Source organism: Bacteroides sp. 1001302B_160321_D4, from assembly GCF_015667765.1.
Taxonomy (GTDB): Bacteria; Bacteroidota; Bacteroidia; order Bacteroidales; family Bacteroidaceae; genus Bacteroides; species Bacteroides xylanisolvens.
The window spans coordinates 23,725-50,072 of the sequence record NZ_JADPLO010000052.1; the positions used below are offsets into that span (position 1 = coordinate 23,725).

The window sequence follows — 26,348 nt, forward strand, 5'->3', positions numbered from 1 at the left end:
CCGACATTTTTCCTACATTTGAAGGAAAGAAGGAATGGAAATACTATCACAAAGGGATGCTCGACGACAGTGGCAAACCGGACAGTGCATTAAATGCTTTCAAGAGATAAGATTATTGAATCCTTTTTTATAACTTTACGCCGAATCCAAAATATTTTATACCTGAAAAGTAAAAATGAACATGAAACACCCCAAACAGTTATTAGCTGGACTTTTGATGGCCGCCGCCTGCACTATGCAAGCGCAACGCAGTGAGGCACTGCTGGAGAAGAACTGGAAATTCAGTAAAGGAGATTTTAAAGAGGCCAGTCAGCCGGAATTCAATGACACTAAATGGGAATCGGTTGTTATTCCACACGACTGGGCGATTTTTGGTCCATTCGACATGAACAATGACCTCCAAAACGTGGCAGTGACACAGAACTTTGAGAAAAAAGCTTCCTTGAAGACAGGACGTACCGGCGGTCTTCCTTATGTAGGTACCGGATGGTATCGTACCAGTTTTGACGCCCCTGCCGACAAAGAAGTGACACTGCTCTTTGACGGTGCCATGAGTGAAGCGCGTGTCTACATCAACGGAAAAGAAGCTTGTTTCTGGCCTTTCGGCTACAATTCTTTTCACTGTAATGTGACTTCCTTATTGAATAAAGACGGTAAAAACAATACGCTTGCCGTGCGTTTGGAAAACCGTCCGCAATCTTCGCGTTGGTATCCGGGAGCAGGTCTGTATCGCAATGTACACCTGATTGTGACTGACAAAATCCATGTACCTGTATGGGGAACGCAAATCACAACTCCTCACGTCAACAAGGATTTTGCAGCCGTACGTCTCCAAACGAAGATAGACAATGCCGGTGAGAAAACAGCCATCCGTGTAGAGACGGAAATTCTTTCTCCGGAAGGTAAAGTTGTTACCCGGAAAGAGAATACAAGCCGCATCAATCACGGACAACCTTTTGAACAAAATTTTATTGTAAACGCGCCCGAACTCTGGTCGCCGGAAAGTCCGTCGCTTTACAAGGCTGTCTCTAAAATTTATGCGGATGATAAACTGGTAGATACTTACACCACACGTTTCGGTATCCGCAGCATTGAATACATTGCCGACAAAGGGTTCTACCTGAACGGGGAGCACCGCAAATTTCAGGGTGTATGCAATCACCACGATTTAGGTCCGTTGGGCGCCGCTATCAATGTTGCAGCACTGCGTCATCAGCTTACGCTATTGAAAGATATGGGATGCGACGCGATCCGTACTTCTCATAATATGCCGACTCCCGAACTCGTTGCGTTGTGTGACGAAATGGGATTTATGATGATGATCGAACCGTTCGATGAATGGGATATCGCCAAATGTGAAAATGGTTATCACCGCTACTTCGATGAATGGGCGGAACGTGATATGATAAATATGCTTCATAATTACCGGAATAACCCTTGCGTCGTTATGTGGAGTATCGGCAACGAAGTACCGACTCAATGCAGTCCTGTCGGTTATAAAGTGGCCAAATTCCTGCAGGATATCTGCCATCGTGAAGATCCTACCCGTCCTGTCACTTGCGGAATGGACCAAGTGACTTGTGTACTTGCCAACGGATTTGCAGCAATGATTGACATTCCGGGACTTAATTACCGTACGCAACGCTATCAGGAGTCATACGACCAACTCCCGCAGAATCTGATTCTGGGAAGCGAAACGGCTTCTACTGTCAGCTCACGCGGCGTGTACAAGTTCCCGGTGGAGGATAAGAAAGGGGCCAAATATGAAGATCATCAATGCTCTTCATACGATGTGGAAGTTTGTCCCTGGTCGAATATTCCGGACGAGGACTTTGCATTAGCTGACGATCATCATTGGACCATCGGACAGTTCGTATGGACCGGATTCGATTATCTGGGTGAACCGTCACCATACGATACGGATTCATGGCCCAACCACAGTTCAATGTTTGGTATCATCGACCTTGCCAGTTTACCAAAAGACCGCTATTATCTTTACCGTAGCGTATGGAACAAGGAAGCGGAAACCTTGCATATCCTGCCTCACTGGACCTGGCCGGGACGTGAAGGTGAAGTGACTCCCATTTTTGTGTACACTAATTATCCTACTGCCGAATTGTTTATCAATGGCAAAAGCTATGGAAAACAAAGCAAGAATAATAGTTCGCTAAAGAACCGCTATCGTCTGATGTGGATGGATACAAAGTACGAACCGGGTGAAGTGAAAGTAGTAGCCTACGACAAAAACGGAAAAGCGGTAGCTGAAAAAGTAGTCCGTACTGCCGGAAAGCCTCATCACATCGAACTGGTAAGCAACCGTAACGAACTGACTGCAGATGGAAAAGACCTGGCTTATGTGACTGTTAAAGTAGTAGACAAAGACGGTAACCTCTGCCCAGCCGATAATCGTCAGATAAATTTCTCGGTAAAGGGAACGGGTAAATATCGTGCTGCCGCCAATGGCGATCCGACGAACCTTGAACAATTCCATCTTCCGAAAATGCATGCTTTCAACGGTATGTTGACAGCTATCCTGCAAGCCGGTGAAACTGCCGGTGAGATTGTATTTACAGCAAAAGCAAACGGAGTGAAAGCCGGAAATATTCGTATTCAGACGAAATAAGGCATACGCTTCAGCATATAACAAACCCACCGGATTTCTTTACTGAAAAGAAGTCCGATGGGTTTCTTCATACAACTATCTCCGAAACCTGCTCACTTGTGCTCAATAAAAGCGACGTTATAAGTACTCTAGCTAAATAGCCTTCCAGAAGGCCTGAAAATCACGATACCTGCCGTAGCAGACCAATTCGTCTCCTTCTTCCACTTTCTCATTTTCCGGTAATTCATTCTTCACATGAAGCTCGGTCAGAGAGATACCCAGGCAGTTGGTGATCTTATTCGCCCGTTTCAATCCTATCATTTTTAAATGAAACTCTTCATCCAGGTTTAACTCATTCACAAAATATCCTACAAATTTCTCCGGAACCGTGAACTTCACCACATAATAATCCTGATCGATGCGGAATCCTTCCATGTTAGTACCGAAATCGAGCAGTTGTACCAGGCTGCGGGCAGCATCTTCTTCCGGGGTCAGGATTCGTTCCAGATCAAAAGCTTCAAGCACCGCTTTATGTACGGCATCAATAGCACGGGCAAAAATACGGGGAACCTTTTTCTGCTTCAACAGGGCAACGACACGTATCGACGCACCAAAATTCTCTCCAATCGCTACAATAACTATATCCACACTATTCAATGGCAACACTGATAATGATTGTTCGTCAGTGGCATCAATGACAAAAGCTGTAGCAACCTTATCTTTGATGGAGTCTACACGACTTTCGCTTATATCCGCACCTATAATTTCGTGTCCCAAGGCGGACAGTTCTTCCGCCAACACATGGCCGTAATTTCCTAAACCAATAATAATATACTTCATAGCTTTAGTTTATTATGATGTTATCACTCGGATAACGGTATTTTGTATTCTTTTTCTGTTTGACGATTCCCAACATCAATGTTATCAATCCCACACGACCAATAAACATCAACAAAGACACCAATAGTTTGCTCGCGTCGCACAAATGAGGGGTCAGATTCAGACTGGAACCCACGGTACTAAGCGCAGAGACACATTCGAAAGTTAATGCCATAATGGAAACACCCGGTTCGAGTATGCTCAATGTGAAAATGAAAATGAATAAGACTCCCAATGACATGACTACTGTTGCATTGGAACGCCGGATTGAATCGTAAGACAATTCCCTGCCAAACACTTCCACTCGTTCAGTGCCACGCAATACGGCTACAAGATTCAGAACTACGACCGCAAAAGCATTCACTTTCACACCACCTGCCGTGGACTGTGATCCACCGCCCACCCACATCAGGAATAGATAAACCAACAATGTCTGCACGCTCAATGATGCCAGGTCGACACTGCTGAAACCGGCTGTTCGCGGACAAGTGGCATTAAAGAAAGCTTGTGTCCACTTATCTGCCACAGGCATACCGGCAAAAGAACCATTCCACTCAAAAGCAGCAATAGCCAATGTGCCGATTAATAAAAGCAGAAAAGTCATGATTAACACGATTTTCGTATTCAGGTTATAGAGGTGCTGCATTTTATGCCGATCCAGTTTGCGGGTACGAATCAATTTCCAGAAACGACGGAGGTGATACAATACAATATCCTTGAAATTGACAAGGATGGGGAAACCGATACCACCAAATATAATCAATAGAGAAACGGTAATAAACAGCCAATTGTGGTTAGTCATCACCATCGGATTTCCTAAATTGCCGGAAAGCGTAGAAAAGCCCGCATTGCAAAAAGCTGAAATAGAATGGAAAGCAGCAAAACCCAACTCTCCTTCCAGAGTCATTCCCAACGTTCCGTGAATACTAAACCAAATCGAAACCATACCGATCCCTTCAATCACTAAAGTGAAGCCTAATATATATAATAAAGTAGACAGCAAAGAACCTAATGAATTGGAACTAACCATATCACGCACAACAAGCTGGTTGTAAATGGAGGTATTCCCCATGAAGAACATGGCGAAGAAACTGGTTAATGTCATCACTCCCAATCCGCCAATCTGAATCAGCAGGATAATGACAACTAATCCTGAAGTGGTGAATGTAGTAGACACGTCTACCGGTACCAGGCCTGTAACGCATACGGCACTGGTAGCGGTAAATAAAGAGTCTACCCAGGTGATACCATTTACCGTGCAGCGCGGAAGCATCAACAAGCCTGCTCCAATCAGAATAATAGCCATAAAACTGACTGCCAATATCAAAGACGGATTGGTACGCCGTCCCAACAGACGCACCAGCCCATTGGACAGATTGAGGAAAGAAAGAACTAACAATAACAAAAGATGATAAAACTTCCCATGTAAGAATTCCCAAATATGCAAAATAGCTCCTTCTTCTTCCGGACGATGGAATATAACAGGTACCAACGTGAGATATAACAATCCACTCAATATCCAGGCTAATCGCCGGTATTGCTTTTTAGTATTCCGGTATTCCAGCGAGATATGTAAAGTGACATCAATCAGAAAAATGATCCAGACAGTTTTATACAATGTCTGCAAATTCGCCACTTCATCAATAGACAAGGGAAAGCCATGTTCATATACTACTCCGACAATCAATGATAAAGATGCCAGATAAGTGAGTGCTTCTATCAGCCCTAACAAAATACGTACATAGGGTTTTAGGAGTTTATTCTGATACAATAAAAACTTATGATAAATCTTCATATCATCTTTTTTAACGGGGTCGTGCAAACTTAACTAAAATAACAATCAAACACGATTCTTTGTTGACAAAATTTTCTGAATATTAAAAATTTGACTACTTTTGGCAACAGAAAACTAAAAAACTACAATATTATGAGTAAAAAAAGAAAACGGTATATTCTACCGGAAGAAGAAATTCCACATTACTGGTACAACATTCAGGCTGATATGGTGAACAAGCCTATGCCTCCGTTGCACCCGGGAACCAAACAACCGCTGAAAGCAGAAGATTTATATCCGATTTTCGCAAAAGAACTGTGTCATCAGGAGCTGAATCAGACGGATGCATGGATAGAAATACCGGAAGAAGTGCGTGAAATGTACAAGTACTATCGTAGCACTCCGCTGGTTCGTGCTTATGGTTTGGAAAAAGCACTCGGCACTCCGGCTCATATCTATTTTAAGAACGAAAGCGTAAGCCCTATCGGTTCGCATAAGTTGAACTCTGCATTGGCACAAGCTTATTATTGTAAAGAAGAAGGAGTTACCAACATTACCACTGAAACCGGTGCCGGACAATGGGGAGCCGCTCTTTCTTACGCAGCCAAGGTTTTCGGCCTGGAAGCTGCCGTTTATCAGGTAAAAATCAGTTATGAACAAAAACCATACCGCCGCAGCATCATGCAGACTTTCGGAGCACAGGTCACTCCTTCTCCATCTATGTCTACCCGTGCCGGTAAGGATATTCTGACGAAACACCCCACTTATCAAGGTTCATTGGGAACTGCTATTTCGGAAGCTATCGAACTGGCACAAATGACTCCCAACTGTAAATATACGCTCGGTTCCGTACTTAGCCACGTGACTCTCCACCAGACTATTATCGGACTGGAAGCTGAAAAACAAATGGAAATGGCAGGCGAATATCCGGATATCGTGATCGGTTGTTTCGGAGGTGGTTCCAACTTCGGAGGTATCTCTTTCCCGTTCATGCGCCACACCATACAGGAAGGGAAAAAGACTCGTTTCGTTGCTGCCGAACCTGCTTCTTGTCCGAAACTGACACGTGGTAAGTTCCAATATGACTTCGGTGATGAAGCCGGATATACTCCATTGCTGCCGATGTTCACTTTGGGACATAATTTTGCTCCTGCTCATATCCATGCCGGTGGGCTTCGTTATCACGGCGCAGGTGTAATCGTTTCACAGTTGCTCAAAGATAATCTGATGGAAGCGGTAGATATACAGCAACTGGAGTCTTTCGAAGCCGGTTGTCTGTTTGCGCAGTCCGAAGGTATTATTCCGGCTCCCGAATCCAGCCACGCTATTGCAGCGGCTATCCGCGAAGCTAACAAATGTAAGGAGACAGGAGAAGAGAAAGTGATTCTGTTCAATCTTTCGGGACATGGTCTGATCGATATGGCTTCTTATGACAAGTATTTGGCCGGTGATCTGGTGAATTATACATTGAATGACGAAGATATTCAGAAGAATTTAGACGAGATAGGAGATTTAGCTAAATAAATTACCTACCAGTTTCAAGTTTCACCACCGATTACACAGATTAACACAGATTTAATTGTAATTCGAAGATTGTCGATATAAAAATCCGTGCTAATCTGTATAATTGGTGGTATTTTTTCATTCCCTATATTTACTTTCTCTCTATTGAATACCTCCATATAAAAGATTTTGCTATCTTTGATGCCATTATTAATCTTATGAACTAATAATGAACAGCCTTAAAAAAACAACAATCTGTCTACTCTTTCTATGTATAGGGGTTAATTGCGTTTTTTCTGAAGTTCCGGAGCAAATTAACTTCTCTTATATTTCTATTAACGAAGGATTGTCACAAAGCACCGTATTCTCTATCGATCAGGACCAAAGAGGTAATATGTGGTTCGCTACCTATGATGGAGTAAACAAGTATGACGGGTATTCATTTACAGTTTATCAACATAATGAAGAGGATCCGAACAGTATTGCTAATGACATTTCACGAATCGTAAAGACTGACAGTCAGGGACGTGTCTGGATCGGTACGCGGGATGGTTTGTCATATTATGACGAAGAAAAAGACAAATTCAGAAATTTCTTCTACGAGAAAAAGGGCAAACGGCAACAAATCAATGGTATTGCAGAAATCTCACCGGAACAGTTGCTTATAAGCACACAGGAAGGACTGACCATGTTCGATATTAAAGAATCCAAGTTTGTAGACGATTCTTTTAGTACCGCTATGCACAAGCTTATAGCTTCAGCTCTTTACAGACAGGGGGATATTATCTATATCGGTACCCCGGTCGACGGGCTTTACAGCTATTCCATTCCTCAAAAGAAACTGGAAAAGATTACTCCGATAACGGAAACGAAACAGATTCAGGCCATTTTGCAGCAATCTCCTACCCGTATATGGGTAGCTACCGAAGGAGCCGGTCTGCTTCTGCTCAATCCGAAAACGAAAGAGGTCAAGGCTTATCATCATTCTTCTTCCAATCCTAAAAGTATCAGTTCCAATTATATCCGCTCTCTGGCACTGGATTCGCAAAATCGCTTATGGATAGGAACGTTCAATGATCTAAACATTTATCATGAAGGAAGCGATTCTTTCGTTTCCTACAGTAGCAGTCCGGTAGAAAACGGCAGTTTGTCACAACGTTCGGTTCGCAGTATCTTTATGGATTCGCAAGGAGGTATGTGGCTTGGAACCTATTTCGGGGGATTGAACTATTACCATCCTATCCGCAACAGATTCAAGAATATCCAGCGTATTCCCTATAAGAATTCTCTAAGCGATAACGTAGTCAGCTGCATTACGGAAGATAAGGATAAGAACTTATGGATAGGAACGAATGATGGTGGTTTGAATCTGTATAATACAAAGACACAACAGTTTACGCACTATATCTTACAGGAAGACGAACGGGAAATCGGTATTGGTTCCAACAATATCAAAGCCGTATATGTAGATGAACAAAAATCACTTGTATATATAGGGACACATGCCGGCGGACTGACTGTTCTCCATCGAAACAGTGGAAAAATGGAAAGTTTCAATCAGCTGAACAGCCAGTTGGTGAATGAGAATGTATATGCAATTCTTCCTGATAAAGGGGGAAATCTCTTATTGGGGACATTAAGTGCTCTGGTTAGTTTTAACCCGGAAAAAAAGAGTTTTACCACCATTGATAAGGAAAAGGACGGTACTCCATTTACTTCACAACGAATCACAATCCTGTTCAGAGATTCCCATAAACGGCTTTGGGTCGGGGGTGAGGAAGGTATATCTGTCTTTCAGCAGGAAGGAATCGAGATAGAAAAGGTGCCTATTCTGCCGGAATCATCTGTAACAAAGACGTTTACCAATTGCATTTACGAGGCTGCCAACGGTATCATTTGGGTAGGTACGCGTGAAGGCTTCTACTGTTTTAATGAGAAAGAAAAGAAAATCAAACGATATACTACGGCTAACGGTTTGCCCAACAATGTGGTATATGGTATTCTGGAAGATACTTTCGGACGTCTTTGGGTAAGTACCAACCGTGGCATTTCCTGTTTCAATCCGGAAACAGAGAGGTTCCGTAATTTTACGGAATCCGACGGGTTACAGAGTAATCAGTTTAATACTTCTTCGTTCTGTCGCACTTCGAGCGGTCAGATGTATTTCGGAGGTATCAACGGGATCACTACTTTCCGCCCGGAACTATTGCTGGATAACCCTTATACGCCTCCGGTAGTTATCACTAAACTTCAACTGTTTAACAAGACAGTTCGCCCGGATGATGAAACCGGTATCCTGACTAAGAATATCAATGAGACAGAAAGTATCACCCTGAAATCATGGCAAACTGCTTTCACGATTGAATTTGTAGTATCCAATTATATTTCCGGACAACATAACACTTTCGCTTATAAACTGGAAGGATATGACAAAGAGTGGTATTATCTGACAGATAAACGTACTGTCTCCTACTCCAACCTACCACAAGGCACTTATCACTTTTTGGTAAAAGCTGCCAATAGTGACGGAAAATGGAATACTGTACCTACAATGTTGGAAATCATAGTTCTCCCTATCTGGTACAAGACCTGGTGGGCAATCATGATTTTCCTCGCCACTTTTATCGGGTTTATCACTTTCGTCTTCCGCTTCTTCTGGATGCGTAAGAGTATGGAAGCGGAACTGGAACTTGAACGCAGGGACAAGGAGCATCAAGAAGAAATCAACCAGATGAAGATGCGTTTCTTCATCAATATTTCGCACGAGCTTCGCACGCCATTAACTCTCATCTTAGCTCCTTTACAAGAAATAATCAATAAGATTAGTGATCGCTGGACTCGTAACCAACTGGAATATATCCAACGCAACGCCAATCGTCTGTTGCATCTTGTCAACCAGTTGATGGATTATCGCCGTGCCGAATTGGGAGTTTTCGAGCTGAAAGTAAAGAAAGAGAATGCGCATCAACTGATACAGGATAATTTCTTGTTCTACGATAAACTGGCACGCCACAAGAAGATTACTTATACTCTCCACTCCGAACTGGAAGAAAAAGAGGAACTTTTCGATCCGAATTATCTGGAACTGATCGTTAATAACCTGCTTTCAAATGCTTTCAAATATACAGAAAGCGGGCAAAGCATTACTGTTACGTTGAAAGAGGAAAACAATTGGCTGGTACTGCAAGTTAGTGATACCGGTATTGGTATTCCTATCAACAAGCAGGGGAAAATATTCGAACGTTTCTATCAGATAGAGAGTGAGCACGTAGGAAGTGGTATCGGGCTGTCACTGGTACAACGTTTGGTGGAACTGCATCACGGACGTATTGAGTTAGACAGTGAAGAAGGCAAAGGCAGTACTTTCTCTGTTTATCTGCCACAGGATATAAATATCTATAAATCTTCCGAATTAGCTTCTAATGACGCTAAAAATGAGGAGGACCAAGTTTATTCTACCAACTCGAAAGAGATGTATTTCATTGATACGGAAAAAGTAGAAAACGAAACGATCGAAACTGGTGACAAGAAACGTGGTACGATTCTTATCGTAGAAGACAATAATGAAATCCGCCATTATCTAAGTAGCGGACTTGCCGAACTTTTCAATACACTGGAAGCCGGAAATGGTGAAGAAGCCCTGGAAAAGCTGAAAGAGAATGAAGTGGACATTATTGTGACCGATGTCATGATGCCTGTGATGGATGGTATCAAGCTATGCAAGAATGTGAAGCAGAATATCCGTACCTGTCACATTCCTGTGATTATCCTGTCTGCCAAAAGCGAAACCAAAGATCAGATGGAAGGTCTGCAAATGGGAGCAGATGATTATATCCCGAAACCGTTCTCACTGGCTATCCTGACTACGAAGATACAGAATATGATGCGTACCCGCAGGCGTATGCTTGAACGGTATTCCAAATCTCTGGAAGTGGAACCGGAAAAGATTACGTTCAACGCCATGGATGAAGCTTTGTTGAAACGTGCCGTTGCCATCGTAGAAAAGAATATGGATAATATTGAATTCTCTACCGACGAGTTCGCCAGAGAAATGAATATGAGCCGTTCTAATCTGCACCTCAAATTGAAAGCTATCACAGGTGAATCGACTATCGACTTTATACGCAAGATTCGTTTCAATGAAGCGGCAAAACTACTGAAGGATGGCCGTTATACAATAGCAGAAGTCAGCACAATGGTAGGATTTAATACGCCGTCTTACTTTGCTACGAGTTTCAAAAAGTATTTCGGATGTTTGCCTACGGAGTATATTAAGAAAGCAAAGGGATAAACAACTAGAGAGGTAAATCCAAAAATATTATGATTTTTACGGAATCCAATCCATAAAAATCATAATATTTTTGGATTGGAAGAGAGTTTATACATAACAAACAACCCCAATGTATAAAACAGTACTTTTCTTTTTTTCAGTAGGGTTTTGAGCTAAATTCATAGTTACAAGGATTAATCTAGCACAATAGTCTTTTTAATAATTCTTCTTGGAGCTATTATTTTCTTCGTTCCCTAATAAATTTGCGTTCCACTTAAGTGGAGCGATAGTTCAACTTAAGTGGTTCTATCGTTCGACTTAAGTAGAACACAAACTAGAATGTAGAGCTAATTATTATTTATAGAAGATAGGAAACTAAACACAGTATTAAGACAGCTTATCTCTTATTGACAACTAGCGTTTAGTTCGTCTCCGTACCGTTTCCCTCCCGTATCAAAATGAATTAGTTCATTTCATAAAAGAATAATGAAAGTTACATTATGATGTATAAAAAGCTTAATATCAGCCTAAAAACCGTTTTTCTAAACATTATTAATATATGATTCAACAATATTAATATCAAAAAATCATTTTTTGAACAAAGTGTGAACAGGACAAATCATCATTTCTAAATAAACAGATTACATTTGCAAACAGTAAAATATAACTTTTAATAATTAAAACCTAATAAAGTATGAAGAACATCTTTATTTGTTTATTCGCAATGTTCTTTCTGTCTAATTGCACAGACGACAAAGACGAATTAATCATTGGAGAACCCAACAACGACAAAGAAAACATTCTTCCCGATGAAGGTGAAGGAATTGAAAAAAAACTATTTGAAGTTATCAATCTAGATTATAAAGGTCTAGAAAAAGTAAAACAGTACTATGAAGCAGGAAACTATCAATTAGCTGCTAATGCATTACTAGATTATTATCGCATGCGTACAGATGTAGTAAACCCGAATGTAACTCTTTTAGGAACTACAGCATCAGCAGTGGAACTAAACATTGCAAATCAAGCTCTGGACTATCGCTTTTATGTAAGGAACTTCCCTGAAACTAGAGGAGAAACCGATGGAGTTAGAGACGAGTCGAAAGATATTTACTATTCTTTCAAAAATAGTGATGGAACAATAAATTGGGACTTAAAGGTTGACGGCATAACAGATAATGAGTTCAAATATCAGCGTCATCGTCATCAGTGGATGGTACCTCAAGCTAAAGCGTATTACATGACTAAAGACGAGAAATACATACTGTCTTGGAAAGAAGTTTTCACCGATTGGATGAAAAATTATCCATGTCCGGAAGTTATTAAGGATGAATATTTTCCATGGTCCGGATTACAAATCGCAGAGCGAGTTAGCTCACAAGCAGATTTAATGACCTATTATATACATTCTGCCAATTTCACTCCTGAATGGTTATCCATCTTTCTCACTCAGTATGTAGATCAAGTGGAGAGCATCCGCAAACTCTATAAACCGGAAGGTAATATATTAGTAACACAGTTATATTCACTGACTTTAGCTGGTGTTTTATTCCCAGAACTAAAGAAAGCAGAAGAATGGGTGGAAGAAGGTACCCGCAAATTAAATGAACAAATAAAAGAACAGTTCAATCCCGACGGTATACAAAACGAGCTTGACCCGAGTTATCATGTAGGTGCTATTTCAGACTTCTATAACGCCTACGAAGTGGCTAAAGAGAATAATAAAGCACATTATTTTTCAGCCGATTATATGCCGTCCTTACGTAAAGCAACAGAATTTGTGATGGACTTAGTTTATCCGAACTACTCTGTAGAAAATTTTAACGACACTCGTTCAGGACGTATGCAAAAGAGTATGTTGATAAAGAATTTCACACGCTATGCACAGATGTTTCCGGACAACGAAGGTATGAAATGGATGGCTACCCAAGGTAAAGAAGGTAAAAAACCAACTTATACATTAAAAGCATACGAATATTCCGGTTATTACATGCTACGTAATGGATGGGATCAAGACCCTAGTAAAGTGTCCATGTTCATTTTAAAGAACAACTATAATCCTAAAAAGAAATGGCATTGTCAAGCGGATAATAATACATTCAGCTTATTCCATAAAGGACGTAACTTCTTCCCTGATGCAGGTGTATATGCATATAGTGGTGATCCCGCCAGAGATAAATATAACCAAAGTTTCTGGCATAATACAATGACGATTACGACCACAAATATCAATAAGATGGAAGGCCATTATGTCCATAAAGGAACACAAGACAATACAAATTACATAGTTACAGAGAATGAACCATACGAAAATTCATCTCTAACCCATAGACGTTCTGTATTCCACGCCAACAAAGAGTTCTTTGTGCTTGTTGATGAATTATACATGAAAAATCCTGAAGAAGCGTATAATACAGGCAAATACAATTTGAATTTCAATCTTTGTGCACCTGAAAATGAAATAACTTTCGACAATTCGAATTCCAAAGCAGCCCATGGCATACATACTAACTACAGTGATAATAACAATATTGTTATTTATACATCATCTGAAGATTATGATTCATCTGCAACTTTTAAAAGCAACGTATCCAATGATCATGGTGTGGTTAATATTGAAAATCGTTTAGGATATAAAATTTCACTTAGAAAGAACAAAGATAGAAAAACAATTCGTGCTATTACCGTCATATACCCGACTTCCAATCCAACAGGTACCACAATTAATGCTGAATTTACCGATGGAGGTTACACAGGAAAAGCTGTTGCTATCAAAGTCACGGTAAATGGTACTCCTTATGAGTTAAGCTATACAATACCAGAAAATAATAACTAATATCATAACACTATGAATTTAAAAAAACTAACCTCTAGATTCCTGGCAATCTTATCTATAGTAGTCCTGACTCTTACAGGCTTCTCATGCACGGATACAGAGACTACCAACACAACTGGCTTTGCCATCTATTATTACAGCCTCACTGATATAGGTCCATCAATGAATGCAGTGATTGAAAAGCCTACATATACAGGAGGTGAACCGACAGATTTCGTTATCACCGGAATCACTTTTAATGGTGAACCATACACATCCGAATCATTTATCATTGACAGCAAGGATGGTAGTGTTCGAATTGTTAACTCTGATAATCTACCGGTGGGATTATATTCCATCTCTGTAGGATGTAATAGCAATGGCAACTACCATGAATTCAAAGATGCCATACAAGTAAAAATGTTGCCCAGCGTTCCCGATGGAATTAAAGTAGAACCTGATTATATTGAAATCGACTTTGAAGAAATTGGAGAATCGAAAGCTACTGCAAAAGTAATAACAGAAGGTGAACACGTCACAATCCCCAGCGGCGGTTATGCAATAGCAGATGGTCCGGAGAAAGAATTCTTCAAAATTTCTCAAAGTGGAGTTATTTCTATTAATCCAGATGAAGAGGCTATAAAGAAGATGAAACCGGGTTTGCACAAAGTATCATTAAAACTGACTACTTTAGCAGGAGAAGGTATATTTGCTGATGCTATCACATTCAATCTGACTTCCAAACCAATAGATGTAACGTATAACGCTACCAATAAAGGTATCATGGAGAAAGAGTCTGAAACGAACGGACAAACTGAATATATCAGTCCTATACCTGTCATTGAAGGTTCAACAGAGGAAGCTAAGTTCAGTATAGCTAACATTATTCCGGAAATAGCAGAAGGAAAAGTGACTATCAATGAAACAACCGGAGCTATATCAATCGCTAAAGGACATGGTATCACAGAAGCCGGAAACTATGAAATCACTATAAAAGTTTCCAACAAATTCGCTCCTGAAGGTGTAGAAATGCCAACTAAATTCACAATTCAAGTAGTTGATGAAATCACTCCTATATCAGGATTTGAATACGCAGCTTTAGAGATAGCACAATACGCGCCTATATCAGCTCAACCCAAAGAAGGAATGCAAGGAAACTATGTCACCTATTCATTCGTAGACCTTGACCAAAAGTTTGAAGGACAATTGACTATCAATCCGAGTAATGGTAAGATCACTGCAAAAAAAGGAAATAGTATACCAGAAGGCAGATATGAAGTTAAGGTACAAGCTGATAACAGTAAGGGAAATCCGACTATCACAACTTTCTTATTAACAGTTACTCCAAATCCTAATAATATAGTGTATGTATATTACGGTAATAACCTCGGATTGGATAAGGCAACAGAAGCTTCACAATATCGTATTAGAAGTGCAGCAGAATTGGGTAGTTTGGTTTTAACTCCAGAAACGAATTTAGATGATAAAGGTATTGTTTTCAAATGGAAGATAGCCACTAAATTCAATTTAGACGATCCTAATCAAACAGGATATCCTATGATTGATGAAGCAACAGGTGTAGTCCGATTCTCCCCGGATAATTTCAAAGAAGCTGATGCTCCTATGGCTTATCTTATAATAGAAGCCACTGCCGGAGAAGGTGATCTTGCAAGAACTTTCAAAACATTCGTTGCTTTTGACTTTAATCCTAGTACAAATCCTATTAGAATAGAATATACTCCATTTGTATTCAAAGTAAATCCAAGAAAGGGAGGAATTTCTGTAGAACCTACGTTAGTCGGAGTAACAGATGTTTCACAATTTGTAATGGATTATCGTCGTTCATTCCGTTATCAAAATCTGGAAGGGCCTAAAACACATAAATCGGGAGCAATCACTACTGGAGATAAAGTAGATGCAACAGTATTTATGAACCAAGTATGGCGTAATTATTACGGATCAACAGCACCCAATTATGGAGCAAGAGCACCTATGTCCTATTATGATGGAATTTCTAACAAAATTAATAAGAAGTTATCAGATGCATTAGGTTATGTCGACCCGACCAAAGGATGGGCTGTTACCATTAATCCCAACAAATGGTTTGGTGATCCTACGTATGGAGAAGAAAACGGACAATTTGCCAATGGTATTATGACTGGTCAAATGACCTATAGAACAGATGGAGATTCAGGCAAATTAAGCTCTGATAAGAATTGTCCCAAAGCATTCCCATTATTGATATGGTTTGATGAAAATTTCTAAATTAAAAGACATTACAATTATGTACAATATATATACAAAAGCAATAAGCAAAAGAGGGTGGTTCACCCTCTTAGCTCTCATAGCTACAATCTGTGTTTCGGCACAAAACGTCAAAGGTGTGGTAGTAGACGAAACAGACATGCCTATGATTGGTGCTACCGTCATGGTAAAAGGAAGTCAAACCGGAACGACAACTGATTTTGATGGTAACTTCACTATCCAAGCCCAAAAAGGTTCAACACTGGTATTCAGCTATATTGGTTATAAAAATCAAGAAGTGAAAATTGCGCAAACAGACAAAAAGTTAAACATTAAAATGGAACCGGACAATGCAGTGCTTGATGAAGTTATTGTAGTGGGTTATGGTTCTATGAAAAAAAGTGACTTGACTGGTTCTGTAGCTTCTGTTGCCGCCAAGGATATAGAAGAATTTAAAAGTAGTTCTGTTATGGCAGCTTTAGGAGGTCAAGTGGCCGGTGTACAAATTACCCAAACTGACGGAACTCCAGGCGCAGGATTTGATATTAAGATTCGTGGTGTAGGAACATTAAACGGTGACGCTACTCCCCTTTACATTGTTGACGGTTTCCAAGTTGACAACATTGACTACTTGGCAAACTCTGATATTGAATCTATTCAAATTCTAAAAGATGCTTCTTCATCAGCTATTTACGGTGCGCGCGCAGCTAATGGTGTAGTGATGGTAACCACTAAATCAGGTAAGGTAGGTAGACCAGTAGTCAGCTACAATGGTTCTGCTACTTATCGTAAAATCACCAAACAATTAGACTTGCTCAACGCCTATGAATTTGTAAAACTACAGGGAGAACTAGATACCAAGTTTATCCCCGGTTATTACCGCAACGAAATCAATCCCGAAACAGGGGAGTATTACAAATATCGTACTTTGGACGACTATATTGGAGTAGAATCTGTAGATTGGCAAGGAGAAACTTTCAGTCCTACTTGGTCGCAAGATCATAACATTTCCGTAACAGGAGGTAATGACGGTACCAAATACTCTGCTTCTTTCTCTCATTACAAAGAAAACGGTATTTTCAGAAATAGCGGTTTTACTAAAACAACCGGTAAAGTTCGTATCAATCAGAAGATTAATAAGTATATTACAGCCGATGCTACTATCAATTATTCCAATACATTGAAAGAAGGTGCCGGAACTTCCGGTGATGGAGGACGTTTCAATATGTTAGGACAGATATTAAGATCACGTCCTACAGGAGGTCTGGCTAAAACCAATGAAGAATTACTAGCCAGTGCCATCGACCCGGCTATGTTGGAAACAGGCGAAAGTCTAGCACAGGTGAACCCCATCCTACAAGCTGAAAATACGACAGACAACAAGCGCTCTGAAATGTGGAGTGCCAATTTGTCTCTTACTGCAAAAATCACTAAGAAATTAACATTTAAAACAGCTGGTACATACAATACGACCAACACCCGTAGAGATGTATTCTACAAAACTCAGACAAGACAGGCCTACACTAACGGTCAAATGCCTTATGGAGAAACTCAGATGGGACGCGAAAAACGTTGGACCAATTACAACCAGTTAACATGGGTAGAAAAAATAAAGCAACATCGTTATGAAATAATGTTAGGTGAGGAACTCGCATACAGAAGTTCCGAATTCTTATTGGGACAAGCAAAAAATTTCCCTTCAGATAATATCGGTAATGACAATCTAGGTCTAGGTGCAGTTCCCAGTAAAGTAAACACCTCGTTTGGAGATAAAACCATGTTATCATTTTTTGCGCGGGGAAATTATTCATTCAACGACAAATATATGCTGACAGCTACTGTACGTGCGGATGGTTCTACTGTTTTCTCATACAAAAATAAATGGGGATTTTTCCCGGCTTTCTCCGCTGCATGGCGTATCTCGGAAGAAAAATTTATGAAACAGAATCTTCCTTTTGTATCTAACATGAAACTTCGTTTAGGATGGGGTATTGTAGGTAACGACCGTATTGCTAATTTCCTGTCATTAGACCTCTATACACAAAGTAAATATGGTATTGGTAACACAACTTCCACTGTACTGACTCAATCTCACCTGAAGAATAAAAATTTGAAATGGGAAGGTTCAAGTACTACCAATCTAGGTGTTGACCTTGGGTTCTTTGATAATCGCCTGAATGTTACAGCTGATTTCTTTATCAAGAATACCAAAGACTTGCTACTTGCGCAAAACCTAGCGTATGTTACCGGATTCTCATCACAAATGCAGAATATTGGTAAAATCCAGAATCGCGGTATCGAATTGGCTATTAATAGCACTAATATCCAAAATCGTAATTTTACCTGGAGTACAGACTTCAATATTTCATTCATTCGCAATGAACTGAAAGCTTTATCTTCCGGTGCCAACTATGCAGAAGCATATTCTAACTTCGATAGAACCAATTATACTCAATCAGACTATCGTGCCATAGTAGGCGAATCATTAGGATTGATTTACGGTTATGAATTCGATGGTATTTATCAAGTAGACGATTTCTACACTTCAGCCGCTACAGGAAAACTCATCTTGAAGCCGGGTATTACGAACAACACACGTTATGATGGTGGGGCTGCTCCGGGCGTAGTAAAATACAAAGACCAAAACGGTGACGGAAAGATCACTACCGCCGACCGCACAGTCATCGGTAATGCCATGCCGAAATGGTTTGGAGGTATCACCAACTCTTTTAGTTTCAAAGGAATAGATTTTAGTTTCATGTTACAATACAGCTATGGCAATGATGTGTTCAACGCAACCCGTCAGTTTGCAACCGGTTCACAAGACCAGCGCTACAATATGCTGGCAGAAGTTGCCGATCGTTGGAGTCCTACCAATGCATCCAACAAAGTACCCTCAACGAAAGGGTATGTAAAGGGAGACGTGTACTCACGCTTCGTAGAAGACGGTTCGTTCCTACGACTGAAGAACATGACATTAGGATACAGCCTGCCGAAAAAATGGATTAACAAAATCCACATATCCAAACTTCGCATATATGGTACTGCACAGAACTTGTTCTGCATCAGCGGATATAGCGGATATGATCCGGAAGTCAGCACAGCAGCCAGCAATCCTATGACTCCCGGTCTGGATTGGGGTGCATATCCAAAGAGCAGAGTATTTACATTCGGACTTGATGTTCAATTTTAAACGAGTATAACAATGAAAAAACTAATATATTATATATCAGCACTGGCTTTATGCACATTGTCTTTCACTTCATGTTCCGATTTATTGGATGAAGATCCGAAATCAGATATTAGAAAGAACCAATATATGAACAATGCATCTGAAGCCAACAATGTATTGTTAGGAGTTTACCGCAACATGGTGGCAGATAACCTTTATGGTATGAACTTATCATGCATATTTGATTTAACTAATGACCTGGCACAATGTGAAGGAAACAGTACCAGTAGTTTCCGTGAATATCCGGCTAATGCATTCAATCCCAACAATTCGTATGTGCAAAATACATGGGCATCCTTATATAGTGCTATTTATAGCGCCAACGACTTTATAGAGCGTCTGGAAGTTAAAATGGTTACATACAATCTAAACGATCAAGCACTCGCCACTATGTATTTAGCGGAAGCAAGAGCATTGAGAGCATTGTATTATTTTGAGTTGGTACGTTGGTATGGTAACATTGCATTAATTACTAACACATCCGAATCATCTAAAAATCCGTCAGAGTTCGTTCAAGCAGATCCTCGTGACGTATACAAGTTCATTGAAGAAGATCTTAAATTTGCTATCGAAAATTTACCGTTTGAATCGGATGACACCCTGCGTGCTAACACTCGATTCCGTTTTTCTAAAGGCGGTGCATTGGGATTGCTGACTCGTGTATATGTCACTTGGGCAGGCGAACCCATTAAAGATACAGAGAAATGGAAACAAGCTGCATTGACGGCAGAGAAGCTTATCAACTCCGGTAAACATCATATGTTAGATAATTATGAACAACTTTGGGAAAATACATGTAATGGTACATGGGATCCGGCGGAAAGTTTAATTGAGGTAAGTTTCTATGCAAATTCTGTTACTGGTACAGCCAGCGAAGACCCGGTAGGGCGTATTGGTAAATGGAATGGAGTCAGAGTTACCGAAATTCCAGGAACACGAGGACGTAATGCTGCCAACGTTAAAGTAGTACATACATTCTTCCTAGATTGGTTAAACAAAGAAAAAGGAGATAAACGCCGTGATCTTTCCATAGCCAATTACAAATATGATCCAGATAAATCTTTCTGGGCAAAACCGGAGGAAGTAGACAAACCTACAGCTGGCCAAAAAAATAAGCAAAATTATACTCCGGCAAAATGGGACACTGAAAAGTATGTAAAAGAATACAACTTCTTACTGAATAACGATAAATCAAATGTCAATTGGTATATATTACGCTATGCAGACGTATTACTCATGTATGCAGAAGCACTTAACGAATGGCATCATGGTCCCAACAATGCAGCATTAGCAGCTCTTAATATGGTTCGCCGCCGCGGATATGGACTTCCTTATAATGAAGCAAATACAACTGTTGATTTAAAATCAACATCATACGAGGGATTCCAAGAATATATCCGGAATGAACGTGCCTATGAACTCGCTTTCGAAGGAAATCGCCGCCAAGATTTAATACGTTGGGGGATGTATTATGAAACAATAGTGAATACTTATATAAAATTAATTGGTTGGTATCCGGAAGCAAACTATGTAGCTTACCAATATACCCAAAAGAATAAACACGAACTACTCCCTATCCCAGCTCGTGACATGAGTTTGATGGAAAACTTCAAGCAGAACCAAGGATGGGGCGACTAATCTTTTTCTGATAAAAAAATCTATAATTTTTCTCCAATATGCCCTAATTAGGGCATATTGGAGAAAATTAAAACCTTTTTCAACAAAATCAAAACTTGAAAAGCAGAGTTCAAACTCCTTTTGGACAATCCTGCAACACAAAGTTAAGCCTTTCCACTACTTTTGTATCAGTTACAAAACTTCTAAAAACAATCACTTAAAATGAATAACATGAAAAAGAAACTTGTTCTCTTTGCTTCGGTTAGTATTGCACTTGCATCGTGCCAGACAACCCCAAAGGAAGACTACAGTTGGATAAAAAAAGGACTGGATGTAGCTTCTGCCCAATTACAACTTTCTGCAGAAGAGGTTAGTGGTACAGGAATGTTGCCACGCTCCATCCGTACCGGTTATGGCATGGATTTCCTTTGCCGTCAGTTGGAAAGAGATTCATCAACATTCAAAGATTCACTACGCGCACAACCCACTGCTGACCAGCTAGGCAAACGTCGCCTCTGCAACGTTTATGACTGGACGAGTGGTTTCTTCCCCGGTTCATTATGGTATGCATACGAACTGACAGGAAACGATACACTGAAAACTCAAGCCATCCAATATACAAATCTGCTGAATCCGGTACGCTATTATAAAGGTACGCATGATTTGGGATTCATGGTCAACTGCAGCTATGGCAACGCAGAACGTCTTTCACCCAACGACACCATTGCCGCTGTGATGAGAGAAACTGCCGATAACCTCTGCGGCCGTTTCAACGATTCTATCGGCGCTATCCGTTCATGGGATTTCGGAACATGGAACTTCCCGGTTATTATCGACAATATGATGAACCTCGATCTTCTGTTTAATGTAGCAAAAGCGACAGGTGACAATAAATACAAAGACATTGCTATCAAGCATGCTATGACTACCATGAACAATCACTTCCGCCCGGATTATACTTGCTGGCATGTAGTAAGCTACAACAACGACGGAACTGTTGAACGCAAGCAAACTCACCAAGGCAAGAATGACGATTCTTCATGGGCACGTGGTCAAGCATGGGCTGTATATGGCTACACAGCTTGCTACCGTGAAACAAACGACAGTACTTTCCTGAACTTCGCTATCAAAGTAGCTGATATGATTATGGATCGCGTTAAAACAGACGATGCTATCCCCTACTGGGATTATGATGCACCTGTGACTGAAGAAACTCCACGTGACGCTTCTGCCGCTTCTGTTACCGCTTCAGCATTGATCGAACTAAGCACAATGGTTCCCGACGGACAAAAATATCTGGATTATGCGGAAAAGATTCTGAAGAGTTTGTCAAGCGACGCATATCTTGCAAAAGTGGGTGACAATCAAGGTTTCATTCTGATGCACTCTGTCGGCTCACTGCCCAACGGTTCTGAAATCGACACTCCACTGAACTATGCTGACTATTACTATCTGGAAGCATTGAAGAGATTCATGGAATTGAAGAAGTTGAGGGTTGAGCATGGAGAGTTGAGAATGATCCAATAATACAAAAGCAAGAGTGTTCTCAATCGTAAATAGTAAATCGTAAAATCGTAAATTATATCATGAATAAAACTTTAAAGTATATCGTTCTGCTGGCAATCGCTTGTTTTGTAGGCAAAGCTAGTGCCCAAGAACTGAAAAGCGAAGTCTTTTCAATTCTTAACCTGGACTATCCGGGATTGGAAAAAGTGAAAGCTTTGCATCAGGAAGGTAAAGATGAGGATGCTGCCAAAGCATTATTAGACTATTACCGTGCACGTACCAATGTAAAAACTCCGGATATCAATCTGAACAAAGTGACTATCAGCAAAGAAGAACAGCAGTGGGCAGATGACGGATTGAAACATACATTCTTCGTACATAAAGGTTATCAGCCTTCTTACAACTACGGAGAAGACATCAACTGGCAATACTGGCCGGTGAAAGACAATGAACTCCGTTGGCAGTTGCACCGTCACAAATGGTTCACTCCGATGGGAAAGGCTTATCGCATATCCGGCGACGAGAAATATGCTAAAGAATGGGCACATCAGTATATCGACTGGATTAAAAAAAATCCGTTGGTAAAGATGAACAAGAAAGAATATGAGCTGATAAGTGATGGAAAAATCAAAGGTGAAGTAGAAAATGTACGTTTCGCATGGCGTCCGCTGGAAGTTAGTAATCGTCTGCAAGACCAGACTTCACAGTTCCAGTTATTCCTCCCTTCTCCTTCTTTCACTCCGGACTTCCTGACAGAATTCCTGGTAAACTATCACAAACATGCTATACATATCCTTGCTAATTATTCCGATCAAGGTAACCACTTGCTGTTTGAAGCTCAACGTATGATCTACGCCGGTGCTTTCTTCCCTGAATTCAAAGATGCTCCGGCATGGAGAAAAAGCGGTATCGATATTCTGAACCGTGAAATTCATGTACAGGTATACGAAGACGGCGGACAGTTCGAACTCGACCCACATTATCATCTGGCAGCCATCAACATTTTCTGCAAGGCATTAGGTATCGCGGATGCGAACGGATTCCGTAAAGAATTCCCACAGGATTATCTGGATACTATCGAAAGCATGATTATGTTCTACGCAAACATTTCTTTCCCTGATTATACCAATCCATGTTTCAGCGATGCTAAGTTGACAACAAAGAAAGAAATGGTGAAAAACTACAAAGCATGGAGTAAACTGTTCCCGAAAAACCAGGCTATCAAATACTTCGCAACTGAAGGTAAAGAAGGTGCATTGCCGGATTATATGTCTAAAGGATTCTTGAAATCAGGTTTCTTTGTATTCCGTAACTCATGGGGAATGGATGCTACGCAAATGGTAGTAAAAGCAGGTCCGAAAGCATTCTGGCATTGTCAGCCGGATAACGGAACGTTTGAACTTTGGTTTAACGGCAAGAATTTGTTCCCGGATTCTGGTTCGTATGTATATGCCGGTGAAGGCGAAGTGATGGAACAACGCAACTGGCACCGTCAGACTTGTGTTCACAACACAGTAACGCTGAACAACAAGAACTTGGATACGACAGAATCTGTGACTAAATTGTGGCAACCGGAAGGTGCTATCCAAACTTTAGTGACCGAAAATCCTAGTTACAAGAACCTGAAACACCGTCGTTCTGTTTTCTTTGTTGACAACACTTACTTTGTCATTGTAGACGAAATGATCGGTAGCGCCAAAGGTTCCATCAATCTTCACTATCAAATGCCAAAAGGAGAAATTGCCAACAGCCGCGAAGACATGACGTTCCTGACACAATTTGAAGACGGCAGCAACATGAAACTGCAATGTTTCGGTCCCGACGGTATGTCGATGAAGAAAGAACCGGGTTGGTGCTCAACTGCTTATCGCAAACGTTACAAACGTATGAATGTATCTTTCAACGTGAAGAAAGACGGCGAAGAAGCTGTACGTTACATCACAGTTATCTACCCAGTTAAGAAAAGCGCAGATGCCCCTAAATTTGCAGCTAAGTTCAAGAACAAAGCGTTCGATGAAAACGGACTGGAAGTAGAAGTGAAAGTAAACGGAAAGAAACAGTCATTAAAATACAAACTATAATAAAGCTGACTAAAAAGTCGGTCGCATCTCAATTTCTCCTCCTTCCGGAAGGAAGGGAATTGGAGATGCAACCGGCTTTTTAGTCACTCCCCTTCATCATTATGGAAAACTATTACACCCCCTCTGCCCTACTCCTCCCACTAGCTGCACTAAGTCTCGCTTCCTGCGGCAATCAAAAGAAAGAAGAGACCAGACAACCGAACATCATCTTCATGATGACGGATGACCATACCACTCAAGCAATGTCCTGTTACGGAGGAAATTTGATTCAGACTCCTAACATGGACCGGATTGCCAACGAAGGTATCCGTTTTGACAACTGCTACGCTGTCAACGCTCTTTCAGGACCTTCACGCGCCTGCATCCTCACCGGTAAGTTCAGCCACGAGAATGGTTTTACCGATAACGCCAGTACGTTCAACGGAGATCAGCAGACATTCCCCAAACTGCTTCAACAAGCCGGATATCAGACTGCAATAATTGGTAAATGGCATCTTATCAGTGAACCGCAAGGATTCGATCATTGGAGCATCCTTAGCGGCCAACACGAACAAGGTGACTATTACGATCCTGATTTTTGGGAAAACGGGAAGCATATTGTAGAAAAAGGATACGCCACGGATATTATTACTGATAAAGCCATTGAATTCCTCGAAGGTCGCGACAAGAACAAGCCTTTCTGCATGATGTATCATCAGAAAGCTCCGCACCGCAACTGGATGCCTGCTCCCCGTCATCTGGGTATATTCAACAATACTACTTTCCCGGAACCGGCTAATCTGTTCGACGACTATGAAGGCCGCGGAAGAGCAGCCCGTGAACAGGATATGTCTATCGAACATACACTGACAAACGACTGGGACCTCAAATTGCTGACTCGTGAAGAAATGCTGAAAGATACCACCAACCGTCTTTACAGTGTATACAAACGTATGCCTGTTGAAGTTCAGGATAAATGGGACTCTGTATATGCCGGACGCATTGCCGAATACCGCAAAGGTGACCTGAAAGGCAAATCATTAATCAGCTGGAAATATCAGCAATATATGCGTGATTATCTGGCGACAGTTCTGGCAGTAGACGAAAATATCGGCCGCCTGCTGAATTATCTCGAAAAAATTGGTGAACTGGACAATACAATCATTGTCTACACCTCCGACCAAGGTTTCTTCCTTGGCGAACATGGCTGGTTTGACAAACGCTTCATGTATGAAGAATGTCAACGCATGCCGCTTATTATCCGTTATCCGAAAGCAATTAAAGCAGGAAGTACCAGTAATGCCATCAGCATGAATGTGGACTTTGCTCCTACTTTCCTCGACTTTGCCGGAATAGAGATTCCATCGGATATCCAAGGAGCCTCCCTGAAACCGGTATTGGTGAACGAAGGCAAAACTCCTGCCGATTGGCGCAAAGCAGCTTATTATCATTACTACGAATACCCTGCTGAACATTCTGTGAAACGTCATTATGGTATTCGCACACAAGACTTCAAATTGATTCATTTCTACAACGACATCGACGAATGGGAAATGTATGACATGAAAGCTGACCCAAGAGAAATGAACAATGTCTTCGGCAAACCGGAATATGCTGAAAAACAAAAAGAGCTGATGCAACTGCTTCAGGAAACTCAAAAACAGTATAAAGATACAGACCCGGATGAAAAGGAAAAGGTTCTTTTCAAAGGTGACAGAAGACTGATGAAAAATCGCTAAATGATTATTTTGCGGAGTGCCCTGAAAGGGCTTAATTATATAGCGTAGGGCAACGCCCTACGTAAAAACGACAATCTGAATTTGCGCCCTGAAAGGGCATAATTGTATAC

General features: G+C 40.9%; 12 protein-coding genes. 10 read left to right on the forward strand and 2 right to left on the reverse strand.

Going from position 1 to position 26,348, the window contains the following annotated elements; translation table 11 throughout:
- Positions 1-175 precede the first annotated feature (175 nt).
- Positions 176-2,623 (forward strand): beta-galactosidase GalB, encoded by a 2,448-nt coding sequence (gene galB, locus KFO40_RS18505; RefSeq protein WP_211146690.1) that lies wholly within the window; start codon positions 176-178, stop codon positions 2,621-2,623.
- Positions 2,624-2,755: 132 nt separating this feature from the next.
- Here the strand turns inward: galB and KFO40_RS18510 are convergent, their stop codons facing one another.
- Entirely contained in the window at positions 2,756-3,442 is a 687-nt protein-coding gene (locus tag KFO40_RS18510; RefSeq protein ID WP_211146691.1) for a potassium channel family protein, read from the reverse strand.
- 4 nt (positions 3,443-3,446) lie between these two features.
- Positions 3,447-5,276 (reverse strand): TrkH family potassium uptake protein, encoded by a 1,830-nt coding sequence (locus KFO40_RS18515; protein ID WP_008021450.1) that lies wholly within the window; start codon positions 5,274-5,276, stop codon positions 3,447-3,449.
- A gap of 132 nt (positions 5,277-5,408) precedes the next feature.
- On the opposite strand from KFO40_RS18515, the gene KFO40_RS18520 reads away from it, so the two are divergent.
- From KFO40_RS18520 to KFO40_RS18560, 9 genes are all read left to right on the forward strand, one after another.
- The gene (locus KFO40_RS18520) at positions 5,409-6,779 is read left to right on the forward strand and encodes a TrpB-like pyridoxal phosphate-dependent enzyme (protein ID WP_120069538.1); all 1,371 of its coding nucleotides are present in this window, start codon (positions 5,409-5,411) and stop codon (positions 6,777-6,779) included.
- A 208-nt stretch (positions 6,780-6,987) separates the two neighbouring features.
- A complete protein-coding gene (locus KFO40_RS18525; protein ID WP_004302193.1) occupies positions 6,988-11,049 on the forward strand; it encodes a two-component regulator propeller domain-containing protein in 4,062 nt (1,353 codons plus the stop codon).
- 673 nt (positions 11,050-11,722) lie between these two features.
- Entirely contained in the window at positions 11,723-13,861 is a 2,139-nt protein-coding gene (gene hepC, locus KFO40_RS18530; protein WP_049703148.1) for a heparin-sulfate lyase HepC, read from the forward strand.
- A gap of 12 nt (positions 13,862-13,873) precedes the next feature.
- Positions 13,874-16,105 carry a surface glycan-binding family protein gene (locus KFO40_RS18535; protein WP_087323746.1) on the forward strand — a complete coding sequence of 744 codons (2,232 nt, stop codon included), beginning with the start codon at positions 13,874-13,876 and terminating at the stop codon, positions 16,103-16,105.
- Positions 16,106-16,124: 19 nt separating this feature from the next.
- Positions 16,125-19,277: a SusC/RagA family TonB-linked outer membrane protein gene (locus KFO40_RS18540; protein WP_008021441.1), complete on the forward strand. Its 3,153-nt coding sequence runs from the start codon at positions 16,125-16,127 to the stop codon at positions 19,275-19,277.
- A 12-nt stretch (positions 19,278-19,289) separates the two neighbouring features.
- Positions 19,290-20,954 carry a RagB/SusD family nutrient uptake outer membrane protein gene (locus KFO40_RS18545; protein WP_087318997.1) on the forward strand — a complete coding sequence of 555 codons (1,665 nt, stop codon included), beginning with the start codon at positions 19,290-19,292 and terminating at the stop codon, positions 20,952-20,954.
- Positions 20,955-21,155: 201 nt separating this feature from the next.
- Complete coding sequence (locus KFO40_RS18550; RefSeq protein WP_008021436.1) at positions 21,156-22,460, forward strand: DUF4995 domain-containing protein; 1,305 nt, start codon at positions 21,156-21,158, stop codon at positions 22,458-22,460.
- 59 nt (positions 22,461-22,519) lie between these two features.
- Positions 22,520-24,520, forward strand: coding sequence for a heparin-sulfate lyase HepC (gene hepC / locus KFO40_RS18555; RefSeq protein WP_008021435.1), 2,001 nt, complete (start codon positions 22,520-22,522; stop codon positions 24,518-24,520).
- Between the two features lie 101 nt (positions 24,521-24,621).
- Positions 24,622-26,238 (forward strand): sulfatase, encoded by a 1,617-nt coding sequence (locus tag KFO40_RS18560; protein ID WP_008021433.1) that lies wholly within the window; start codon positions 24,622-24,624, stop codon positions 26,236-26,238.
- Positions 26,239-26,348: the final 110 nt, after the last annotated feature.